General features: G+C 37.0%; 20 protein-coding genes. 8 read left to right on the top strand and 12 right to left on the bottom strand.

Going from position 1 to position 21,020, the window contains the following annotated elements; genetic code table 11:
* The first annotated feature begins 179 nt into the window (after positions 1-179).
* Together DLK05_RS12835 and DLK05_RS12830 are read left to right on the top strand one after the other, a co-directional pair.
* Positions 180-905: a DUF6261 family protein gene (locus DLK05_RS12835; protein ID WP_127344412.1), complete on the top strand. Its 726-nt coding sequence runs from the start codon at positions 180-182 to the stop codon at positions 903-905.
* Between the two features lie 195 nt (positions 906-1,100).
* Positions 1,101-1,313, top strand: coding sequence for a DUF6132 family protein (locus tag DLK05_RS12830; protein ID WP_127344411.1), 213 nt, complete (start codon positions 1,101-1,103; stop codon positions 1,311-1,313).
* A 7-nt stretch (positions 1,314-1,320) separates the two neighbouring features.
* On the opposite strand, the gene DLK05_RS12825 is transcribed toward DLK05_RS12830, so the two are convergent.
* Positions 1,321-1,986 (bottom strand): Crp/Fnr family transcriptional regulator, encoded by a 666-nt coding sequence (locus DLK05_RS12825; RefSeq protein WP_209319871.1) that lies wholly within the window; start codon positions 1,984-1,986, stop codon positions 1,321-1,323.
* A 122-nt stretch (positions 1,987-2,108) separates the two neighbouring features.
* Between DLK05_RS12825 and DLK05_RS12820 the strand changes: the two genes are divergently transcribed.
* Complete coding sequence (locus tag DLK05_RS12820) at positions 2,109-2,558, top strand: OsmC family protein (RefSeq protein WP_127344409.1); 450 nt, start codon at positions 2,109-2,111, stop codon at positions 2,556-2,558.
* Positions 2,559-2,610: 52 nt separating this feature from the next.
* Here the strand turns inward: DLK05_RS12820 and prfB are convergent.
* The 5 genes from prfB to prmC all read right to left on the bottom strand — a co-directional run bounded on the left by prfB (position 2,611) and on the right by prmC (position 7,557).
* Positions 2,611-3,709 (bottom strand): peptide chain release factor 2 gene (prfB, locus tag DLK05_RS12815; RefSeq protein WP_127344408.1). Its coding sequence is split into 2 segments (ribosomal slippage): positions 2,611-3,645 and positions 3,647-3,709, totalling 1,098 coding nucleotides; the frame shifts between segments, so codons are not numbered across the junction.
* A gap of 353 nt (positions 3,710-4,062) precedes the next feature.
* Entirely contained in the window at positions 4,063-4,662 is a 600-nt protein-coding gene (locus tag DLK05_RS12810; protein WP_127344407.1) for an LPP20 family lipoprotein, read from the bottom strand.
* A 46-nt stretch (positions 4,663-4,708) separates the two neighbouring features.
* A complete protein-coding gene (locus tag DLK05_RS12805) occupies positions 4,709-6,118 on the bottom strand; it encodes an LPP20 family lipoprotein (protein ID WP_127344406.1) in 1,410 nt (469 codons plus the stop codon).
* A gap of 83 nt (positions 6,119-6,201) precedes the next feature.
* Complete coding sequence (locus DLK05_RS12800) at positions 6,202-6,693, bottom strand: regulatory protein RecX (protein WP_127344405.1); 492 nt, start codon at positions 6,691-6,693, stop codon at positions 6,202-6,204.
* Complete coding sequence (gene prmC, locus DLK05_RS12795; RefSeq protein ID WP_127344404.1) at positions 6,694-7,557, bottom strand: peptide chain release factor N(5)-glutamine methyltransferase; 864 nt, start codon at positions 7,555-7,557, stop codon at positions 6,694-6,696.
* A 51-nt stretch (positions 7,558-7,608) separates the two neighbouring features.
* Here prmC and cls point away from each other — a divergent pair, with 51 nt between their 5' ends.
* A complete protein-coding gene (cls, locus tag DLK05_RS12790; RefSeq protein ID WP_127344403.1) occupies positions 7,609-9,081 on the top strand; it encodes a cardiolipin synthase in 1,473 nt (490 codons plus the stop codon).
* Here cls and DLK05_RS12785 read toward each other — a convergent pair.
* The 3 genes from DLK05_RS12785 to DLK05_RS12775 form a co-directional block, all read right to left on the bottom strand.
* Positions 9,065-9,892, bottom strand: coding sequence for a carboxypeptidase-like regulatory domain-containing protein (locus tag DLK05_RS12785; protein WP_127344402.1), 828 nt, complete (start codon positions 9,890-9,892; stop codon positions 9,065-9,067). The genes cls and DLK05_RS12785 overlap by 17 nt on opposite strands.
* A gap of 41 nt (positions 9,893-9,933) precedes the next feature.
* Entirely contained in the window at positions 9,934-10,755 is an 822-nt protein-coding gene (locus DLK05_RS12780; protein WP_209319870.1) for a carboxypeptidase-like regulatory domain-containing protein, read from the bottom strand.
* 100 nt (positions 10,756-10,855) lie between these two features.
* Entirely contained in the window at positions 10,856-11,611 is a 756-nt protein-coding gene (locus DLK05_RS12775) for a uracil-DNA glycosylase (RefSeq protein WP_127344400.1), read from the bottom strand.
* A 211-nt stretch (positions 11,612-11,822) separates the two neighbouring features.
* On the opposite strand from DLK05_RS12775, the gene DLK05_RS12770 reads away from it, so the two are divergent.
* Together DLK05_RS12770 and DLK05_RS12765 are read left to right on the top strand one after the other, a co-directional pair.
* Positions 11,823-12,644: a 2,3,4,5-tetrahydropyridine-2,6-dicarboxylate N-succinyltransferase gene (locus tag DLK05_RS12770; protein ID WP_127344399.1), complete on the top strand. Its 822-nt coding sequence runs from the start codon at positions 11,823-11,825 to the stop codon at positions 12,642-12,644.
* Between the two features lie 98 nt (positions 12,645-12,742).
* A complete protein-coding gene (locus DLK05_RS12765) occupies positions 12,743-13,306 on the top strand; it encodes an L-threonylcarbamoyladenylate synthase (RefSeq protein WP_127344398.1) in 564 nt (187 codons plus the stop codon).
* Positions 13,307-13,691: 385 nt separating this feature from the next.
* Here the strand turns inward: DLK05_RS12765 and DLK05_RS12760 are convergent, their stop codons facing one another.
* Positions 13,692-14,408 (bottom strand): head GIN domain-containing protein, encoded by a 717-nt coding sequence (locus tag DLK05_RS12760; protein WP_127344397.1) that lies wholly within the window; start codon positions 14,406-14,408, stop codon positions 13,692-13,694.
* Between the two features lie 163 nt (positions 14,409-14,571).
* Between DLK05_RS12760 and DLK05_RS12755 the strand changes: the two genes are divergently transcribed.
* Positions 14,572-14,994 carry an acyl-CoA thioesterase gene (locus DLK05_RS12755; RefSeq protein WP_127344396.1) on the top strand — a complete coding sequence of 141 codons (423 nt, stop codon included), beginning with the start codon at positions 14,572-14,574 and terminating at the stop codon, positions 14,992-14,994.
* Positions 14,995-15,084: 90 nt separating this feature from the next.
* Here DLK05_RS12755 and rimM read toward each other — a convergent pair whose 3' ends face one another.
* Positions 15,085-15,621: a ribosome maturation factor RimM gene (rimM, locus tag DLK05_RS12750; protein WP_209319869.1), complete on the bottom strand. Its 537-nt coding sequence runs from the start codon at positions 15,619-15,621 to the stop codon at positions 15,085-15,087.
* A 10-nt stretch (positions 15,622-15,631) separates the two neighbouring features.
* Positions 15,632-16,180 carry a 30S ribosomal protein S16 gene (locus tag DLK05_RS12745; protein ID WP_127344394.1) on the bottom strand — a complete coding sequence of 183 codons (549 nt, stop codon included), beginning with the start codon at positions 16,178-16,180 and terminating at the stop codon, positions 15,632-15,634.
* A gap of 425 nt (positions 16,181-16,605) precedes the next feature.
* Between DLK05_RS12745 and dnaE the strand changes: the two genes are divergently transcribed.
* On the top strand, positions 16,606-20,982 hold the full coding sequence (gene dnaE, locus DLK05_RS12740) for a DNA polymerase III subunit alpha (protein WP_127344393.1): 4,377 nt from the start codon (positions 16,606-16,608) through the stop codon (positions 20,980-20,982).
* The last annotated feature ends 38 nt before the right edge of the window (positions 20,983-21,020 follow it).

The raw sequence follows: 21,020 nt of genomic DNA, 5'->3' as shown, positions 1-21,020 counted from the left end.
ATAATTGTTGTTTTACGTGTTGATTGTGTGAAATATTATTTTTAGTTTAGATAGTTCTTAAATCATTTAACAAATAAGTCTATTGAAATCTATTTGTTTTAAAAATTTCCCAATTGATAAGGGGAAAAAGATTCAAAACAGAAGGGTTTTACTCGGCCAAATCATTAAAAAAATAATAAATGAGACAAATTAGTTCCAAATCAAACATTAAGGAGATTGCTTCGGTAGGAACCGAAATTATCAATCTCAACAAACAAGCAAATATCACCGAAGATGCTTATTTTACGATCACTTATGAGAAGTTGTCTGCAAAAACCGATATATTAATCCAAAAAATAAGAGCAGGTTGGGCAGCAAGTGACCTACAAGAAAAAGATGAGCTCCGTGATCTGGATATTCGTGCTATTTTTTACGAGGTGGAAGCCAAATGTATCCGAAGGAACAGTCCTGCACAGCTAAGTGCAGAAAAAGTGAAGGCTGTATTGGATCGTTACGGATTGAATATTATTTCGGAGTCGTATTCCAAAGAAAGCGTTGACGTGAAAGCCTTGTTGAGCGATTTAAATGCAGACGGATTGGTTGCCGATCGGAGTGCTATTCCTGATTTAGACGGATTAATTAGGAATCTGGAAAATTCGCAGGCTGCCTTCGATTTGTCCTTCACCCAAAATTTAGAGGATAGGGTAGATCACAATAATGCGAAGTCTGCAAGTATTCTTGCTCAGGAATTAAGAAGAATTATCAACACTGAATTTTGCCCTTATGTGGGTGCTATGGCGCAGGCAAATGCTGATAAATTTAAAGTATTTGCCGATTTGTTCTCAGAATTGATCGAAAGGAATAATAAGGAGGTAAGCGAGAGAATAGCCTTGCAAAAGCGCGATCTGAAAGAAAGCGAAGCGTAAGCAAAAATAAAGATATTCGAATGATTTAAGAACAATTGAGGACTGTGTAGCTTATCTGCACAGTCTTTTTTTATGCTTCAAGGTAGAGGCGTAGCATGCTACGCCTCTACTATTTGCACTACATTTCACTTTGTCTGTTAAGCGACATAAAATCACTAATATTTTGATTAGGTTTGAATAAAAAGGAATAATAATATGAAGAATCTTATCAGGAAGAGGAAATACGAAATAATAGGAGGCCTGCTTGGTATATTGGGTGGATATCTGTATTGGAACTATGTTGGTTGCCCCAGCGGAACCTGTCCTATTCAGTCGAATTGGTACACCATGGTTCCTTATGGTGGAGTATTTGGTGTCCTGTTGGGTGGAATTGTAAAGCCAAAAGAGAAAAGTAAATCGGAGCAATAAAGAGATGTCAACCATATTTGGCAATTTCCTCCAAACGCGAGGAGTCGATAATTGTAATAGATTTACCATTACTATCGATTAAACCTTCTTTCCTAAAATCGGCAAGGTTTTTCAAAACACTCTCTTTGGAGAAGCCTATGATTCCGGCCATCTCTTGTCTGGTTAGAGGAATCTCAAATGAATTTCTATCAAAGTTTTTCTGAAATTCACTGATGAGAAAAGCAAGTGCACCTGCAGAATTCTTCTCTTTTAATTTCATCTGCCAGTTGAGAAAATCTTCATTTACCCATGATATATATTGAATAAATGCCATTGAAAATGTACTGTTTGCTTTCAAAAGTTTGGTAAAAGTTTCTCTGTCTAATAGTTCGATGGAACAGTTGGTTAATGCACGTGCCGAAAAACGATATTGAGCAGTGGAAAACACACAATTGATTCCAATAAATTCACCATCAAAAAGTAAGTTTAAAATTTGGCGATGCGGAGTTTGATTCAATGACAATTCCACAATGCCTGATTTTAAGAAATAGATGTTATTAACAGGAGTTCCCTTCTTAATAATCAGTTCTCCAGCTTCGAAATTAAGACTGTTGCTTTTTGAATACAGTTCTTCATTTTCCTCACTTGATAGAATGGAAAGGCATCTTTTTCCCGAATCGTGAATTTGCTCCATGTTAATTTGTTTACACAGGTGTAAAATTACACCCTCTGATATATTTAAGTACACAGGGCTGAAGTCACCGTCCTGCATCTTCCTGATTACTTTTGTAAATCTACAATTTAAATCAGAAAAGTATGGAGCAGATGGAAATACAGAAAATTAATTTTCTTATTGAATCAAAGACAAAATCCAATTCAAGATCAGAAATAAGTGTTAGAAATTTTAAAATAATGGTTGATGGACCAGCACCATTGGGGGGAACCGATTTGGCCCCTAGTCCGGTGGAGTATATCCTTTGTGGATTAAGTGGATGTATTCATATATTGGCCTTTAAGGTTGCCAATGAAATGAATATTGAGCTTAAAGATTTAGATATTGAGATAATAGGAGAATTAAATCCAGAGAAGCTATTTGGTATGCCTACCAAAGATAGGGCTGGTTACCAAAATATAGGAATTGTGTTGAAGCCCGTATTTGAAGCTACTGAAGTACAAAAAGAAAAATGGTTGGAAATAATGCAAGAGAGAAGTCCTGTGTTGGATAATCTTTTGAATCCTACACCAGTTTCAATTACACTAGCATAGGTTTGTAATCATCAAATGAAAAGGACGTAAATCTATTACGTCCTTTCTGTATTTAGTTTTTTTCTTCGCTGCTAAATTCCATGAGAAATGCCTTAATAAAACCATCTAAATCGCCGTCCATCACGGCTTGCACGTTAGAGGTTTCGTGTCCGGTGCGCACATCCTTTACCAATTTATAGGGCTGCATCACGTAGGAACGAATCTGCGATCCCCATTCTATTTTCTTTTTGGAACCTTCTATGGCATCGATTTTTTCCTGTCTTTTTCTCAACTCCAGTTCGTAAAGTTGCGATTTAAGAAGACGTAAGGCATTCTCGCGGTTTCCTAACTGCGATCGGGTTTCGGTATTTTCGATAGTGATACCGGTAGGAGCATGTCGCAAACGCACTCCTGTTTCCACCTTATTCACATTCTGACCTCCGGCACCTCCCGAACGAAAAGTATCCCAGCTAATATCCGCAGGGTTAATTTCAATTTCGATGGTATCGTCGATAGCAGGATATACATATACCGAGGCAAAGGAAGTCATTCGCTTATTGGCAGCATTAAAAGGGGAGAGGCGAACCAAACGGTGCACTCCATTCTCTGATTTTAAGTATCCGTAAGCAAAATCACCTTCAAATTCGAGGGTTGCCGATTTAATCCCGGCTTCGTCACCTTCCTGATATTCCAGTTGACGTACCTTGTACTTATGAGATTCTCCGTAACGGAGATACATACGGTATAGCATATCTGCCCAGTCGCAACTTTCTGTTCCTCCGGCACCGGCATTTATTTTTAGGATAGCTCCCAGCTTATCCTCCTCGTTGCGGAGCATGTTTTTCAATTCCACCTTTTCGATTAAGGAAAGGGTGATAGCAAATTGCTCCTCTACTTCTTCAGTGGTGGCTTCTCCTTCTTTGGCAAAATCAAATAAAACGGCTAAATCATCCATTGATTCTTTAGTCTCTTCATAAGCTTCTACCCAGACTTTTAGTCCACGAACTTTTTTCATCTGAACTTCGGCTTCCTTGGGATTATCCCAAAAACCAGGAGCCTGGGTTCTCATTTCTTCTTCTTGAATCTGAATTAATTTGGCATCAACGTCAAAGATACCTCCTTAGCGCTTCCGTGCGCTCCGCTAATTCTTTTAGCTGGTCTGTTGTAATCATTTGTAATTGGTATTAAATGCAGGGTAAAGTTAGTAAAATTGGGAGTAGACCATTAATCAATTATACCTAAGGTCTGAAAAAATATATTTAGGAAGGAGAAGGTTTGGTAATGATCTACAAAGAGGGGAAGCTGTGGGTGTATTTTCTTCTTGTATTTGAATTAATGCCAAACTAATAATATAAAACAAAGTCGCTGTCAGGTAGAAAATAAGAATTCAGATTGGAAGGTACGGAGTACCGAAAATATTTATAGCAATCAGCGAAGAACCGTTTAATCGGTAATATCAGTGTCCCATAAAAAAAACGCATGAAGTAAATTACCCCATGCGTTATAAATTATTTGCAGTTTACAATTAGATTCCGCTTTGCTGAGCTTTGAGCTTTTGCATTTCGGTTTCGAATGTTTCTTTGAATTTATTGTAGTCGTAATCTACTTTTAGCTTTTCGTCCTGAGATATTTTTTGATTTAAAACTTCTTCTAAATCGTCAGCATTCATTTCAATAGCGATATACGTTTTGTATTTGTTTTGACCAGTTCTGGTTTGCTTCTCGCAGATTACCTTGATATTATTTAATTGCTGGTTGATAACCTCACGAGTTAAGCCTTCGAAACGTTCTTCTACTTGCTCCACATTATTCAGTTCGGTAGAATTTACGTAATTGTCAATTGTTCCCTGAACGGTAGATTGAATTAAAGTAGCTAATTCGGCACGAGCATTGGTGCCCGCTTTCTTTTTAGAAACCATTTGGTCTAAACTCTCGCCGATAGCAGAAGCTCTAAAATGGTTTTTATCACTTTGGTAATCGGGACCAGTACAGTATACCTCAATTAATTCTTCGCCTTGCGCTTTATTGCTAACTATTTTCTCTGAAGATCCGCAGGAGTTAAGTCCAGTTGCTAATAATATTCCTAGTCCCAGGAATATGCTTTGATGTAGTTTTCTTGTTTTCATTTCGATAGAATTTTCATTTTTATTCTTAAAATATTGTGTGTTTCTATTATAAATCTAATTGATTCAGTTTTGGAATAATATTTTTGTGTATTTCTGCTACTGCTTCCTCGTAAGCTTCTTTTACCGCGTAATCGTAACTGATCGGTTTCATTCCTTTTACTTCGTAAATAGCGTCGTTAAATATTTCCAAACCAGTTTTGGCATCGGTGAGAGTGAAAAAGCAATCCAGATATACAATAAAGACTTTGTAGTTTCGTCCTTCTTTTATTTCGCCTTTCACCACATTGGTATTGATATCCAAGATTACTTTGGCCTGCTCTTTTTGTCTGGTAAAAGAGAAAAAGTTTTCCGATAATTCTTTTTTCAAATCATTCTTCAGGATTTCCCGTTTCGAATCTTCTCCAAAAATCTTTTCATTGAAGTTTAGATAAGCTTTTAATCTTTCCGCATGAACACGAATTTTGGCTTTTGGAGCCGATTCAGGAGTGAAGAATAATCTATTCAATTTCATGTTTTCATTGTCGGCATCTAAAATTCCGGCAAGATCCAGGCTTACTTCAATTTCCTGTTGTTTCTGGTGTGAGGTAACTTTAGATAGTTGAGAGGTTGCATAACCGTTTTCGTCGGTGCGCACCTTATTATTTAGAACGCCATCACCTTTCGAAAAATGAAATACTAAGGGAAGTTGAGGGATTGTTTTTTTTCCAGTATTGTCATCCCAAATTGCTTTTATCAAAATTGGTTCTTTTTTAGAGGTTGATATTTCTATTTGAATATCTCTTTTTGCCGGAACGAGTTGTGTGTGCTGAAAAATGTTCTGAATAGAATTGTAAATATCGGTACCAAGATTAATCTTACCATTAAATGTCATAACCGATAGGTCTTCATCTAAATGATTTTTTATGGCATCAATAGCTTTGGCATAATAACTCAATGCTTGAAACAAGTCTAGTTTATTTTCTAATCGCTTAGCTTGTTCAAAATAGTTTTGAGCTACTTTCTTGGCTTTATTCAGCTTAATTCGTTTCAGTAGTTCATATTTATTTTTCGATAATCGGTAGTATACCCAATATTCGTTTTCCCTTTTATTATCCCATGAGGAAACCATTTCGTATCCTTCCAAATTTTGAACGATTGATGTTCTGGTATGAGATTCGAATTCTTCTTTGAACTCCGATTGATTCTCGAACTGATGAAGTACCGAGTTCGAGGAAATGTTGACAGATATTTCGGAGGACAAATCCTGTAAAGCCTGATTTTTTGCAATCTGCATGTAGTTCGTTGGCTCCGAATCTTTATTTACAACAGCAATTCCAATATAGTATTCCGGGGTGACGGGTCTTTCCTTTACCCATTTTGGGGCTCTGCGCTTGGCCATGCTAGTTTGGGTGGAACAGCTAAAAAGAAGTAATAAAATAGAGGAGTAATTAAATAGTAGGCGTAAAGATTTTAACATTTGAATAGGTTTATGGTAATTGTAGTTTGATTTTTAAAGATAAGAAAAGCTTTACAATAAGCTTGCCAACTTCCTGTGAATATTTATTTCATTCCGGCGATCAGATCCTCTAGTATCGATAAGATAATAGAGGACTCAAAGCCTCTGCTTTGTGCAAAACGAAATAATTTTGCTTTCAGCTGGTAACTGTCGTCTTCCTTTATACTTCTCATTTTTGAAACAAGAAGATCGTGCAGGCAGTCTGCATATTCCTTCTCGTCTATTTGTTCTAAGGCAGTGGATATTATCCATTCCGGAATCTGCTTTTGTTTGAGATGATGAATGATTTTTATTCTTCCCCATCGGTTAAATCTAAATTTATCTCGCACGTAAAAATTTGTATATCGCTCCTCATCAATAAATTTATTTTCGATAAGAGATTCAATTACCTTGTCCTGATCATCTGGTGTGAGATTCCAGTTTTGGAGTTTTTTGCGAATATCCGAACAACACTTTTCTTGTCTGCTACAGATAAACTGTACTTTGGCAAGAGCTGCATCTGCACTAATCGTAAATTCCTTCTTTTTCTGATACATTTATTCTGGTATTGTAGCGGTCATCATTCTGTTTCTTCCATTAATATCTTTTCGGACAAGAATAGACGAAAACCCTTTTGCATGAAGAAGTGCTGTCATCTCTTTTCCTAAACTTTCGTTGATTTCAAAATAGAGTTTCCCTCCTTTATTTAAATGAACTAAAGCAAAATCAGCAATAGTTCGATAAAAAATCAAAGGATCATGATCGGTTACAAACAATGCCAGATGAGGCTCGTATTCCAGAACATTATTTTCCATTTTTGCTTTCTCCGATTCCTTTACATATGGCGGATTACTGACAATAATATCAAAATTTTCCCATTCAAAATCTTTCCAGTTTAGGATATCCCGATGATAAAAAGTTACGACAGCATCGTTTATTTGTGCATTTTCTTTGGCAACAACAATGGCTTCTGTTGATATATCAGTAGTGAATACATTGGCCTGATTCAGGTTCTTTGCCAGGCTTATGGGAATACAGCCACTTCCGGTTCCAATATCCATCACGTTGAGATTATCTGCTTTATTTTCGGTAACGATAGCATGGACCAGTTCTTCTGTTTCTGGTCTGGGAATTAAGGTGTGTCGATTTACTTTAAAACGTAGATCGTAAAATTCTGTCTCTCCTAATACATATTGAATCGGTTTATGATCTTTCAATTCCTTTACACATGCATGAATTTCTTCAATTAAATTTTGTTCAATAATCTCCTGTTTTCTGATGTGAATTTCAATTCTGGAATATTTTAGAATATGTTCCAGTAAAATATAACTGATACTTTCAATTTCCCGTAAAGAGTAAGTGTTTTGCAGTTCTTTTTTGATATAATTTATTGTAGATTGTATAGAGTTTTCTGAGTTCATAAACATTGAATTTAGAACAAAGATACAAATCTTCTTTTGTCGTCATTGCTTATGATATTAACAATTAACTGGCCGGATTATTTAGTGCACTTTTTTGAGGTGTTGGGGATTTTATATGCTATCACCATCTTTGCCACAGTAATGATTGTGATATTGGAAAACCGAAATCCTTTAAAAACCATATCCTGGATATTGGTTTTGATTCTATTACCCGTTTTTGGATTCATTGTTTATATGGTTTTTGGACAGAGTTTTCGAAAAAGAAAAATGTTCAGCCTTAAAGAACTGGGTGATTTAAAGTGGTTGCATGTGATGAGCCAAGACCAGAAACTTCACTTAGAAAAAAGTCGCTTACTGAAAGACGAACGGATTCACGAGAAAAAGAATGTAATGACACTCCTACTCAACAACTCGAAAGCTTTGCTTACTGGTTATAATAAGGTGAAGATTTTAAATGATGGAGAAGAAACTTTCAGTTCTATTTATAAAGCATTACGGAAAGCTAAGGATCATATCCATCTGGAATATTATATCATTGAAGATGGACAATTGGCTTCCGAATTAATGGATATTCTGGTACAAAAAGCGAAGGATGGAGTAGAGGTAAGAGTAATTTATGATGATGTAGGCAGTTGGAAATTAAGCAAGGAATATGTAAATGTTTTGCGACAGGCTGGAGTAAAAATTCATGCTTTTTTACCAGTTCGTTTTCCAATTTTAACCAGTAGAGTGAACTATCGGAATCATCGAAAGATAATTGTGATAGATGGTAAAGTGGCTTTTGTGGGAGGATTGAATTTTGCAGATCGTTATTTGCACGGGATTCCTGATATTGGACATTGGAGAGATACGCATTTAAAGGTTTCCGGGGAAGCAGCTTCCAGTCTGCAGATTGTTTTTTTAATTGATTGGTATTTTGTTCGGCAGGAAGTCTTGTTGGACAAGAAGTATTTACCATACAAAAAGGCAAAGGAGAAATGCTTGTTGCAAATTACGGCATCGGGAGCTGATTCCGATTGGGCAAGTATTATGCAAGCATATTTTTCGGCTATCACATCGGCAAAACAAAATGTATATATTTCATCGCCCTATTTTATGCCGAATAGTAGTATACTAATGGCTTTAAAAACTGCGGCAATGAGTGGGGTTGATGTGCGAATTTTGATTCCCGAGAAATCGGATTCCTATATGACCTATTGGGGAACACTTTCCTATATAGACGAGTTATTAGAGGCTGGAGTACGATTTTATTTCTATCAAGGTGGTTTTAATCATAGCAAGATTATGATGGTAGATGGTATTATGGCAACCGTCGGAACAGCCAATATGGATGTGCGTAGCTTTGAGCAAAATTTTGAGGTGAATGCTTTAATTTATGACGAGAATACGACCATGGAATTACGAATGCGATATTTAGAAGATCTAGAACAAAGCGAGGAAATGAAACTGGATAGATGGAGAAGCAGATCCAGAAAGCAAAGGATTAAGGAGTCTATGGCTCGATTGTTCACTCCTTTGTTGTAGTTTTTTCTTTCTTATATTTTTCAAACCATTCCATTATTTGTCTCATCACCTCATAGTCTGATGTGTTTTCGTTCACCTTGATATTAGAACCACAATATTCCATGAAAGCAACCAACTCATCACCTTTAAGCCTGGTAGCATTTGCAATGATTGTTGCATTATATTTTTGGCTAATCTTTCTGTTCTTTCTCTCATTTCGGATTTTATGAGCTAATTTCTGTTTGATTTTTTCCGTTTTACTAAACTTGCTGTACAAAAAATCTGTTGGTGAAAAGATGGCATCCCAAATTTTAGGAGATTCGATTTTAGGACGATATTGAGCTGGAACAATATTTGGTTTTTTGGTGTGAAAGGGTGCTAGTTGTTTTATAATGTCTTTATTGATTGGATTTTTTTCCTCCAATTTTGTATGTATCAATTTCTCCTTAAACTCTTCCCAGCTTCCAAAAGCATAAATATCTATCTCATTCAACAAATAGGAGATCTCCTCCATTTTAATCAGAAAAAAGGGAGGGATGTCGAGATTCCTAACTGCAGGAATAGCCCAATCTATTGCTTTATATCCTAATGCACTTACTTTAAAGGTGTCTATTGGCGATACCTTGAGGTGAAATACTCCGGAGCTATCGCAAACAGTTCCCAGTCGCGAACTTTTAATAGTAATGGTTGCCAAAGGTACTGGCTTTAAATTCTTTGATTGTATTATTTGTCCGGAGATGCTGATAAGAGAATCCCGTTCCAACGGAGCTGAGAACGAAGCGTTAAAGCAAAATAGAAATAATGTTACAAAAAGAATTTGTTTTAGGCTCATTAGGTTGGGTGGGTAGGATTAGTATGTGTAAGGTGCAATTGCTATGGTCGCAAATGATTTGGGATTAAGCCCAAAGTATCAGTATAAGTGAATTCATACTCCCAATTGGGATTTTCATGAAGGAAATCTTTGTAAAGCTGTTTGATTTTGTTCCCAATAAAATAATCGCTTGTTTGGTAAGTGAAATGAGCATTGGTATTGATGTATTTTAAGAGCAAATTTAATCGTTTACCACTCTCGTTGGTGAGTTTTGCTACCAATTCACGATTATATTTTTCCTCAAGAAATTGATTGTGTAATTGTTCAATGGGAGTAGGAATATGTATTCCTTTGGCTTTTTTCCTATTAAACCCAAAGCTGAATCCAAAACCACCTCTTTTCAATGAATTTGCCATGGCACGATCCATTTTCAGATTTCCAAAATCAAAGGTTTCTGCAATATTCTCTTTTTTTGGTAAATCTGTTTTGATAAAATTCTCCTTGAAATCGGACCAGGTGCCCAGAGAATAAATATTTACCTCCTGCAACAGATAGCTTTCCTGTTCCATCTTTATTTCCTGGAAAACCTCATCTTCAATTTTGGGTGTTTTTATACTTACAACTTGCTCCTTGTAACCAATTGCACTAATACGTAATTTTTGATTTGGGTTAATGCGGAGTCTAAAGAAACCAAGACTGTCGCAAACAATTCCCCAATAAGTATTGGCTATTTTGATATGAGCAAAGGATATTCCTTCCAAACTTTCCGGGTTGATTACTTTTCCGGATACAATAAAACTGGAATCCGATTTTTGTTTTTGAGCAAAACAATTAACGGAGGTGAGAAGAGCAATAATTAGGCTTAGGGTAAAGATTGTTTTCAAATCAATTATTTTCTTGTTCAATGGTAAATATAATCCACTTAATTAGCTTGGCCGCAGACTATAACAACTTTTAACAGATTTTAACCGATTTTAAACAGATCTAAAGCACACTCTTTCGACCAGTCCAATTTACCAAGTGCATGGTTGCTTGAAAAGGATTTAGTTTACCAAAAAGGATATCATTATCGCGTTGATAGCACATCATCGGATGTGCTGTTTCCATTTTATTTGGAATTGCCATATCCTTAACGATGTTCTGAGCATTATTACCCCATAAAAACCATATCATATTCTGATTGTTTTTGGCTATGAATTGCAGCAATGCATGTGTAAACGGAGACCATATTTTAGTATGTGAATTTGGTTTGCCGATTTCGCAGGTAAAAGCAGTGTTCAGTAATAGAATATTTTCCTTTTCACTCCAAAAGCGAAACAGTTGGTTGGGTGGTAGAACTTGAAAATCACCATGCATTGGCAAACGATCTCCTTCATTTAGTTTTGTTAATATTTCTGAATATTTCAGTTCTTTTCCAGTGCTTGCCTTATAAATACTGCGAAGAATATTCTTCAACGAAACATTCCTGAATTTATCATGCCACGAATTCAGTCCATTTACTTCAAATGCTCTACCGGTTGCAACTCCTTTCTGGGGATAGGGGTCTTGCCCTAAGATGATGATAGGAATACTATGCAAATCCATTTCTAAAAATCGAAGAACCAAATTGGAAGGAGGCGTAGATTTCTCCGGATAGATTGATTTTTCTATTTCTAGTAGAAGGCCAATAATTTTATCAGATAGAAAAGGGTTCCATGATTTATGGATATTGATATTTGAAAGAAAGGTCGAACTTTGCATAGAGTAAGTAGATTTTTCGTTTCCCAAAAATAGAAGAATTGAACCATTAACAGCGAATAAAATCAGAGTAAATTATTTTTTACCGGAGGATGGAATAGAAAGCACAAGATTTAGAATCTTCAACCTTAACACTAGGCTGAGCGTTTATTCAATTTGTCCTACTTTTTAAGTAGTTTTGTTCTCAATTAACCAAAATAAAAAGCTACAAGTAATGATTTACAATAATTTAAAAGAAAGCATTGAAGCTGCATGGGAAGACCGAACGCTATTGAGTTCTCTTGAAGTGCAGAAAAATATAGAAGAAGTAATTGAACTTTTAGATAAAGGAATATTACGTACCGCTCAACCAAGCGATGAGGGATGGCAGGTGAATGAATGGGTTAAAAAGGCAGTGATTTTGTATTTCCCGATCCGTAAGATGGAAACCATAGAAGTTGGTCCATTCGAATTCCACGATAAAATGGCATTGAAAACCAACTATGCCGAATTGGGAGTTCGGGTGGTACCACATGCTGTTTCCCGTTATGGTGCTTTTATTGCAAGAGATGTTGTAATGATGCCATCCTATGTAAATATAGGAGCATATGTAGATGAGGGGACCATGGTCGATACTTGGGCAACTGTGGGTTCTTGCGCACAAATCGGCAAGCATGTTCACCTTAGTGGAGGTGTTGGAATAGGCGGCGTTTTAGAACCAATTCAGGCTGCTCCGGTGATTATTGAAGATGATTGTTTCATTGGTTCCCGTTGCATTGTAGTCGAAGGTGTTCATCTGGAAAAAGAAGTAGTTTTAGGTGCGAATGTAGTGCTTACTGGTTCAACCCGAATTATCGATGTAACCGGTGAGGAACCAGTAGAATATGATGGTTTTATACCAGCTCGTTCGGTGGTGATTCCAGGAACCCGAACCAAGAAATTTCCTGCAGGAGAATATCAGGTTCCATGTGCCTTAATTATAGGGAAACGCAAGCCATCTACCGATTTAAAAACCTCCTTGAACGATGCTTTACGTGAATATAATGTAGCCGTTTAGAATTATAAATACTTAAAGTACTTAGAGTTGAAAGTATTTAAACTTCTATAATTTACACTCTAGACACTCTAATACTTTAGGCACTTAACAACTTTGCAATGCAAAACGATATCAATAAAGCTCTTGAAGTATTAAAAGATGGTGGTGTAATTTTATATCCAACCGATACTATTTGGGGAATAGGCTGTGATGCTACCAATCACGAAGCTGTGAAACGGGTATATGAAATTAAAAAACGGGAGGATGCCAAAGCAATGTTGGTATTGATGGAGAATCCAAACCTCCTAAATTCATACATAGATGAGGTGCCTGAAATTGCCTGGGATTTGATTGATACGAACGATCAGCCCATGACAATAATTTACCCGGGAGCTAAAAATTTGGCTTCGAACCTGATCAATTCCGATGGTAGTATTGGAATTAGGATCACCAACGAAGAATTTACACAACGATTGATTAAGCGTTTTAGAAAGCCAATTGTTTCTACCTCTGCAAATGAAAGTGGTTGTGAATCTCCGGCTAACTTCATGGAAATAGATGCTGAAATTATTGAGGCGGTGGACTATGTAGTTACTTATCGCCAGGAAGAAATGGAAAAAATAAAAGCTTCCAGTATTATCAAAATAGGATTAGGAGGCGAATTCGAAATATTACGCATGTAGGAGTATATCTCCTATATTGAATTCAGCTTATAAGCTTAACTATAATTTTTTAGTTTTTTTATTAAAACTTTTAGAATTTAGGTGGCTCGATACTCGATTTTGGTGTGTCGAACTACAATCTGTCGTGTATTTTTTAGTCCGAAGTGTGTTTCGATACTCGATTTTCCTATATGGATGCATGATGTATTGTGGTATTTTTGATATCAATCGTGTCTTGATACCCGGTTATCGAGGGTGTTTACGCTATCAAACCTGAGAAATAAATCAAAAAAGAGCTAAAAGGGACATATGATCAATTGTATTTATACGATGATACTTTAAAAAAAATAGGGCGCTAAATTCAATAAAATTCAGCGCCCAGTATTTTGTATTTATTGAAGAGAAGTTACATTCCAACCGATTTAATAGAACCGGATCCCAGCGATTTAGTTTCCAGTTTTTCAGGTTTTCCACGATAGTAGATGTCACCACTTCCGGCAACCTTGGCGTTTAAACTCTTACTTGCAAAAACTTTGCAATCACCTGACCCGGAAACTCGAATACTCACATTTTCCGCTTCCAAATTAGCTGCGTTTACATTACCCGAACCACTAATATTAATTTCAACATCTTCTACACCGTTTCCTTTTAGATTAATATCTCCCGAGCCTGAAATCGTACAATTTACCGATTTTGCATGTAAATCATCGACGATTAATTTTCCACTTCCGCTGATTACATATTCTGCATCATCAGTATGGATAGGTGTTTGAGTAATAATATTTCCCGATCCGGAAATTGTCAAATTGCGGACGGTAGGAGTTGTGATATATACTTCTATTCTTTTGAAAGACTTATTCCAACCCCAACTGGCTTTTTTACGCTTGATCTTTAACGTAGAGCCATCTGTTTCTGTGAGAATTTTCTCCAGATCATCTGCATTACCTTTTATTTTAAGCGAAGTGGAATTTCCTTGGTTCAAATATACTTTTGCATGGATCGAAAGACTAATAGATTCAAATGATCCCACATTTCTGTTTTCTGTCTTTTGAGCAAAGATCAGGCTACTGCTTAATACAAAAGCAAAAATGCTTAAAAGGGAAGTAATACGTTTTGTGTTCATATCAAAAAGTTTTAAATAAATAATCGTGTACTATAAAAGGACGAACAGCTCGCCGAAAAGTTGCACCTTAATTTTAATTACCTCATTAATTGCCTCTGGCTTTAGCCAGAGGATTATTTGTTAATGAATACAGAAGCAATTACATTCGCAAAAAATTATTACAATGGAATTCAATCACAAAAAAAAGATACAAATACGATTCGGAGATATCGATTTGATGGGGCACGTAAACAACGGCATACAATTAAGTTATCTCGATTTGGCTCGCATGGATTATTTTGAGCAAGTATTTGGGCAGGTGATTAAATGGAGCGATTCTGCTTTAATTGTAGCACATCTGGAGATTGATTATTTATCCTCCATCACTTTAAAAGATAAGATAGAAGTACACACTAAAATCTATAAAATAGGAAATAAAAGTGTTGGCTTATTTCAGAATATTGTGGATGTTGTTACTGGTGAGATCAAAACCAAAACCTCTCAGGTGATGGTTGCCTATGATCAGAAGTTAGGAGGGAGTATGCCTGTTCCCGAAACCCTAAAAATCCGAATTCGCGAATTTGAAAGGGAAGTATTGATTAAATAAGAGGATGGGAACTCTGCTTAAATTTCTAAACTTCCAGAAAATCGATAGCCTTCGGCTAAAGCCGAAGGAGTATTTTAATTTGCAGAAACGTTACAAGTACATGTCCAGCAATCCATCGGGAGTTACCATGGTGATGATTTTGTTTGCTTCATCCAGGTCGATAAAGTTTTCGTCGGCAAAAGGAATTAATACTTCCTGTTTGTTCATGGTCAGCACCAAAACAATATTGCCGGAATAATCCTGAATATCTTCAATCTCGCCCAGTTCGCCTTTCTCTTCATCCACGTAAGTGAATCCAATCAGCACATTGGGATCAATTTCGTCGGATTCTTCAATAAAATCTGGCACATCTTTTATCGGAATATAGATGTCGCAACCGATAAAGCGTTTTGCTTTGGCTTCCGAATCCATATCCTCCAATAAAATTCTTATGCTCGAATGATTTCTTGAGGTAATCCCATTTTTAGGAATAAAAAAAGGAACCAGTCCTCCATCGATATCGACAAGGACTGATTCCAATTTATTATTTTCAAGAAGATCACTGTTTTTCTTAGCAACAAGTTCACCTTTTACTCCATGAGTTTTAATGAACGACCCGGCAAGATAACAATCTTCTATTTTTAGCATGCAATCAAAATTAAGCTTCAGTTCCTTCAGCTCCTTCTTCAGTTGCAGTTTCAGCATCACCTGCTTCTTTAGCTTCTTCTGCTTTAGCAGCAGCTTCCACATCAGCAGCTTTTTTAGCGATAGCTTCAGCTCTGTCTGCACTAATCTTAGCTTCAGCCTCAAAACGAGCTTTAGCAGCTTCATCAGCACTTTTCGAAAGACCATCTTTCTTAGCGTTGATTTTAGCTTCTTTCTCTTTTTTCCAAGCTTCATACTTTTCTTCAGCAGCAGCTTCATCAAAAGCTCCTTTTTTCACACCTTCTAACAAGTGTTTTTTCATCATTACACCTTCGTAAGATAAAATTGCTCTTGCAGTATCAGTAGGTTGTGCACCGTTTCCAAGCCATGTTAAAGCTTTGTCAAAATCAAGATTAATTGTAGCAGGATTGGTGTTTGGATTATAAGATCCAATACGCTCAATGTACTTACCATCACGTGGTGATCTGCTATCTGCTACCACAATGTGGTAGAAAGCATTTCTTTTACGACCATGTCTCGCTAGTCTAATTTTTACTGGCATAATTCTTTTAAAATAAGATTAATAAATTTGCCTACATTATAGTTGTGGCATACATACCACGATTTATAAGCGCGACAAAGATACAATTTTATTTTGGTTTAAAAACCTATCGTTTAAGAATATTTTTAATAGATAATAATCACCCTGACAGGAGGTTAGGGCGTGCCCATATAGGTCGGGCTATCCGCTATATCTTTTGCTACGTTCCTTCGCAAAAGGATGCCGCTTCTATCCCTCACGCAATAGCGCCCAATCGTGGATTCCCTGCAATCGTACGTCCAATAAAATTAGATTGTTGATAATTTTGGAGGTGTTTGTTCATTGATATTACTAATTTTGCCTGACTGGATCCCTTTTTTTTATTCCTTAATCTTCGCAAACTGCCTCTCGCTTAAAGGCATAACTATTATAATTCTGATACTGAGATGTTTTTAATATTTGATACCGAAACCACAGGCTTACCCAAAAAATGGAAAGCACCATTAAGTGATTTTGACAACTGGCCACGTATGGTGCAGCTAGCTTGGCAATGTCACGATATAGAAGGTAATTTTCTGTTTGCTAAAAATCATGTGATCACACCTGAGGGGTTTACCATTCCTGATGATGTGGTGGCTGTGCATGGTATTTCAACAGCAATAGCTCTGGAAAAAGGAATTTCGCTCAAAGAGGCTCTGCTTGATTTTATGGAGGATGTGAGGAAATCGAAATATATTATTGGACACAATGTTTCTTTCGATATCAACATAGTTGGCTGTGAACTCTTGCGTTGTGAGATGGATGAGCAGGAACTTCTTACTGCCATTGCTCTCGATACCATGACTGGAAGTAAGGAATATTGTGATCTGAAACGCAAAGGTCAACTTAAAAATCCTACACTTACCGAGCTTCATATGAAGCTATTTGGCGTTCCTTTTGCCGAAGCACATAATGCGGCGGCCGATGTGGAAGCTACTTCTCGCTGTTTCCTGGAGTTGATTCGGGTTCAGGGGTTAAGATCTGAACTTCTAAATATGTCGACGGAGCAGATTCAAGCCTTTAAACTTAATAATCCGAAGTCTATTAAGCTTGTTGGTATCAAGTACGAATCTTTTAAGGTCAATACTGCGTTCGATCAAATCTCCATTGAAGAGGAAGAGCGTAAGAGACAGGATGCAATAAAAAATATTACCCCACAATCTTTTGTTCATTTGCATGTTCATACTCAGTATTCCATACTCGACGGAGCTGCCAAAACAGATAAAATTGCAGCTAAAGCTAAAGAAGATGGTATGCCGGCTGTTGCTATAACCGACCATGGTAGTATGTTTGGTGTAAAAGAGTTTCATGTAGCTTGCGGTAAAGTTGGCATCAAACCAATTATTGGTGTGGAAGCCTATGTGGCAAAACGTGGACATCTGCGAAAAGAAAACAAAATAGATGCGTCGGGTTATCACATTATATTACTGGTTAAAAACTATAAAGGATATCAAAATCTTTTGAAGTTAACATCGATTGCCCATACCGATGGTATGTATTACAAACCACGTATTGATAAGGATTTACTTGAAAAATACAACGAGGGACTTATTGTGAGCAGTGCTTGTTTGGGGGGCGAAGTTGCTCAGCACATTATGACTGGTAATATTGATAAGGCAAGAGAAACTATCCTTTGGTTTAAGGATGTGTTTAATGAGGATTACTACCTGGAGATTATGCGTCACCCAAATAATGATCCTCGCTTGAAGGGTGATATTTGGGAAAACCAGATAAGAGTAAATAAGGTGATTCGTGAATTGGGAGCAGAGCTTGGTGTTAAGCTTATTGCCACTAATGATTCGCACTTTGTGAATCCTGAAGATGCCGAAGCTCACGATGTACTTGTGTGTCTTAATACCGGACGCGATTACGATGATCCTACACGAATGCGATATACCAAGCAGGAATGGTTTAAAACAACAGAGGAGATGAATGAGCTCTTTGCTGATGTACCAGAAGCACTTGCTAATACAATTGAGATTGCTGAGAAAGTGGAAGCTTTTGAGTTGGATGCCAATCCTATTATGCCTTCGTTTGATATACCGGAAGAATTTGGAACTCTGGAAAACTATAAAGAGAAATACGATGAAGCAAAACTTATCGAGGAGTTTGAGGAAGAACGCTACGCAAAATTGGGAGGTTACGATAAGGTATTGTCTATTAAATTAGAGTCTGATTACCTTGAATACCTTGCATTCGAAGGGGCTAAAAAACGTTATGGAGATAATCTTGAAGATCACGTAATTGAACGCCTGAATTTCGAATTGAACACCATCAAAACGATGGGTTTCCCCGGATACTTCCTTATTACACAAGACTTTATTAATTGGGCAAAAAATAATGGCGTAATTGTAGGTCCAGGTCGTGGTTCGGCCGCGGGAGCCGTGGTAGCCTACAGTATCGGGATTACCGATGTTGATCCCATAAAATACGATTTACTGTTCGAGCGTTTTTTAAATCCCGACCGTATCTCAATGCCCGATGTAGATATCGACTTTGATGACGATGGGCGACAGGAAGTACTCGATTATGTAACGAATAAATACGGACATGATAAAGTTGCGCATATTTGCACTTTTGGCACCATGGCTACCAAAAGTTCGATTAAGGATGTAGCTCGTGTTTTACGTTTAGAATTAGCTGAAGCAATTCGCCTGACCAAACTGGTGCCGGAAGCGCCAAAGATGAGCTTTAAGAAAGCATACGAAGAAGAACCTGCTCTTCTCGAAGAAAAAGATTCTCCCAATCCGCTCATCGCCCAAACAATTAAATTTGCTGAAGCTTTAGAGGGATCGGTAAGACAAACAGGAGTACACGCCTGCGGTATTTTGATTGGAAAAAATCCTTTGGATGAGCATTTGCCGGTAATGCCTACCAAAGGGGAGGAATTATTGACAACACAGTACGACGGTCGTTTTGTGGAAGACATTGGTCTGTTAAAGATGGACTTCCTAGGTCTTAAAACATTATCCATTATCAAAGAAGTATTGGCTAATGTAAAGTTGTCTAGAGGAATTGATATTGATATCAACAATGTAAATCTGGAAAATGAAGAGACTTTTCAGTTGTTTAGTCGTGGGGAAACAACTGCTATATTCCAGTTCGAGTCTCCAGGAATGAAGAAACACCTTCGTGCCCTAAAACCGAACCGTTTTGAAGATTTAGTTGCCATGAATGCCTTGTATCGTCCGGGACCAATGGAATATATTCCTTCGTTCATTAAACGAAAGAATGGGGAAGAAGAGATTGCTTACGATCATCCAATTATGGAGGATTATCTGAAAGATACCTATGGAATTACAGTTTATCAGGAACAGGTGATGCTCCAATCCAGAGCTTTAGGGGGATTTACTCGAGGTATGTCGGACTCTTTGCGTAAAGCAATGGGGAAAAAGCAGATCAAAATGATGGATGAATTAAAGGTGAAATTCATCAATGGTTGTCACGATAATCCGAAATTTATGGAAGGTGTTGGAGGTGATAACAATAAAGCCGATAAGTTAATCGAGAAAATTTGGTCCGACTGGGAAGCCTTTGCTAAATACGCATTTAATAAATCTCATTCTGTTTGCTACGCTTACATTGCTTACCAAACAGGATTTCTGAAAGCTCATTATCCTGCTGAATTTATGGCGGCAGTACTTAGTCGTAACTTATCCGACATCACGAAAGTGACTATTTTTATGGATGAGTGTAAACGCATGGGAATGCCTGTGCTAGGACCTGATGTGAATGAATCCTATTCTCGTTTTACGGTAAACAAAGAAGGAGCAATTCGTTTTGGTATGGCGGCGGTTAAAGGAGTTGGAGAGCAAGCCGTTGATGATATTATCGAAGAAAGAAAAAAGGGTCCATTCAAAGATATTTTTGATTTTGTAGAGCGTGTTAACTTAAGATCTGTTAACAAGAGAACTATTGAGAATCTTGCTATGTCGGGAGGTTTCGATAGCTTCGGGTTAAAACGGAGTCAATACTTTCATCCAGATGAAACCGATGTTAGTTTTATGGAATATTTGGTGAAGTATGGAAATAAACTGCAGGCTGAGAAGAACAATTCGCAACAAACTTTGTTTGGTGATGTTGAAGACTATGTGGTTGTACCACCAAGAATTCCTGAATGTGCTGAGTGGAACAAGCTGGAACGCTTGAATAAGGAGAAAGAGTTAATTGGGATTTATCTGTCAGCACATCCATTAGACGATTATCGATTGGAGATAGAATCTTTCTGTAATGCAACACTTGCTCAATTGGCAACAGAAATGCCAACTTTTAAAGATAAGGAAGTGAATATTGCAGGTATGGTGACGGCAATACGCAGAGGAACTACAAAAAATGGAAATCCTTTTGCAATTGTTAACATTGAGGATTTCACGGATTCATATGAAATGGCTTTCTTTGCAAAAGATTTTGTGGAATATAGTAATTATTTTATAGAAGGCTTATCTGTTTATATTAATGGTAAGGTTCAAATAAGGACATGGCCGAGAGATTCCACAGAACTCGAATTTAAGGTGAAAAATATTTCTCTTCTCACTGAACTTATGGAGAAGAAAGTGAAACAAATTACGCTTACTATTCCCGTACAAAATCTAAGCGAAGAGTTGGTTGCAGAAATGTTCAGCTGTATGGAGGAGAATAAAGGTAACTTGAAAGTGAATTTTATTATCGCTGATGAGAATAATATGAAAGTGAAGATGTTCTCCCGGAGTTGCAGGGTGAATCTAACGAATGAATTGATCGGATATTTTAAAAACAATTCGGAAATTGAATTCAAAATTAATTAAATTGCACTAGTTAAAATAAAATATAAAACGCTAAAAAT

Source organism: Ancylomarina longa, from assembly GCF_003996985.1.
In the GTDB taxonomy this organism is placed as follows: domain Bacteria; phylum Bacteroidota; class Bacteroidia; order Bacteroidales; family Marinifilaceae; genus Ancylomarina_A; species Ancylomarina_A longa.
This window is presented reverse-complemented; position numbering and strand designations above follow the sequence as displayed.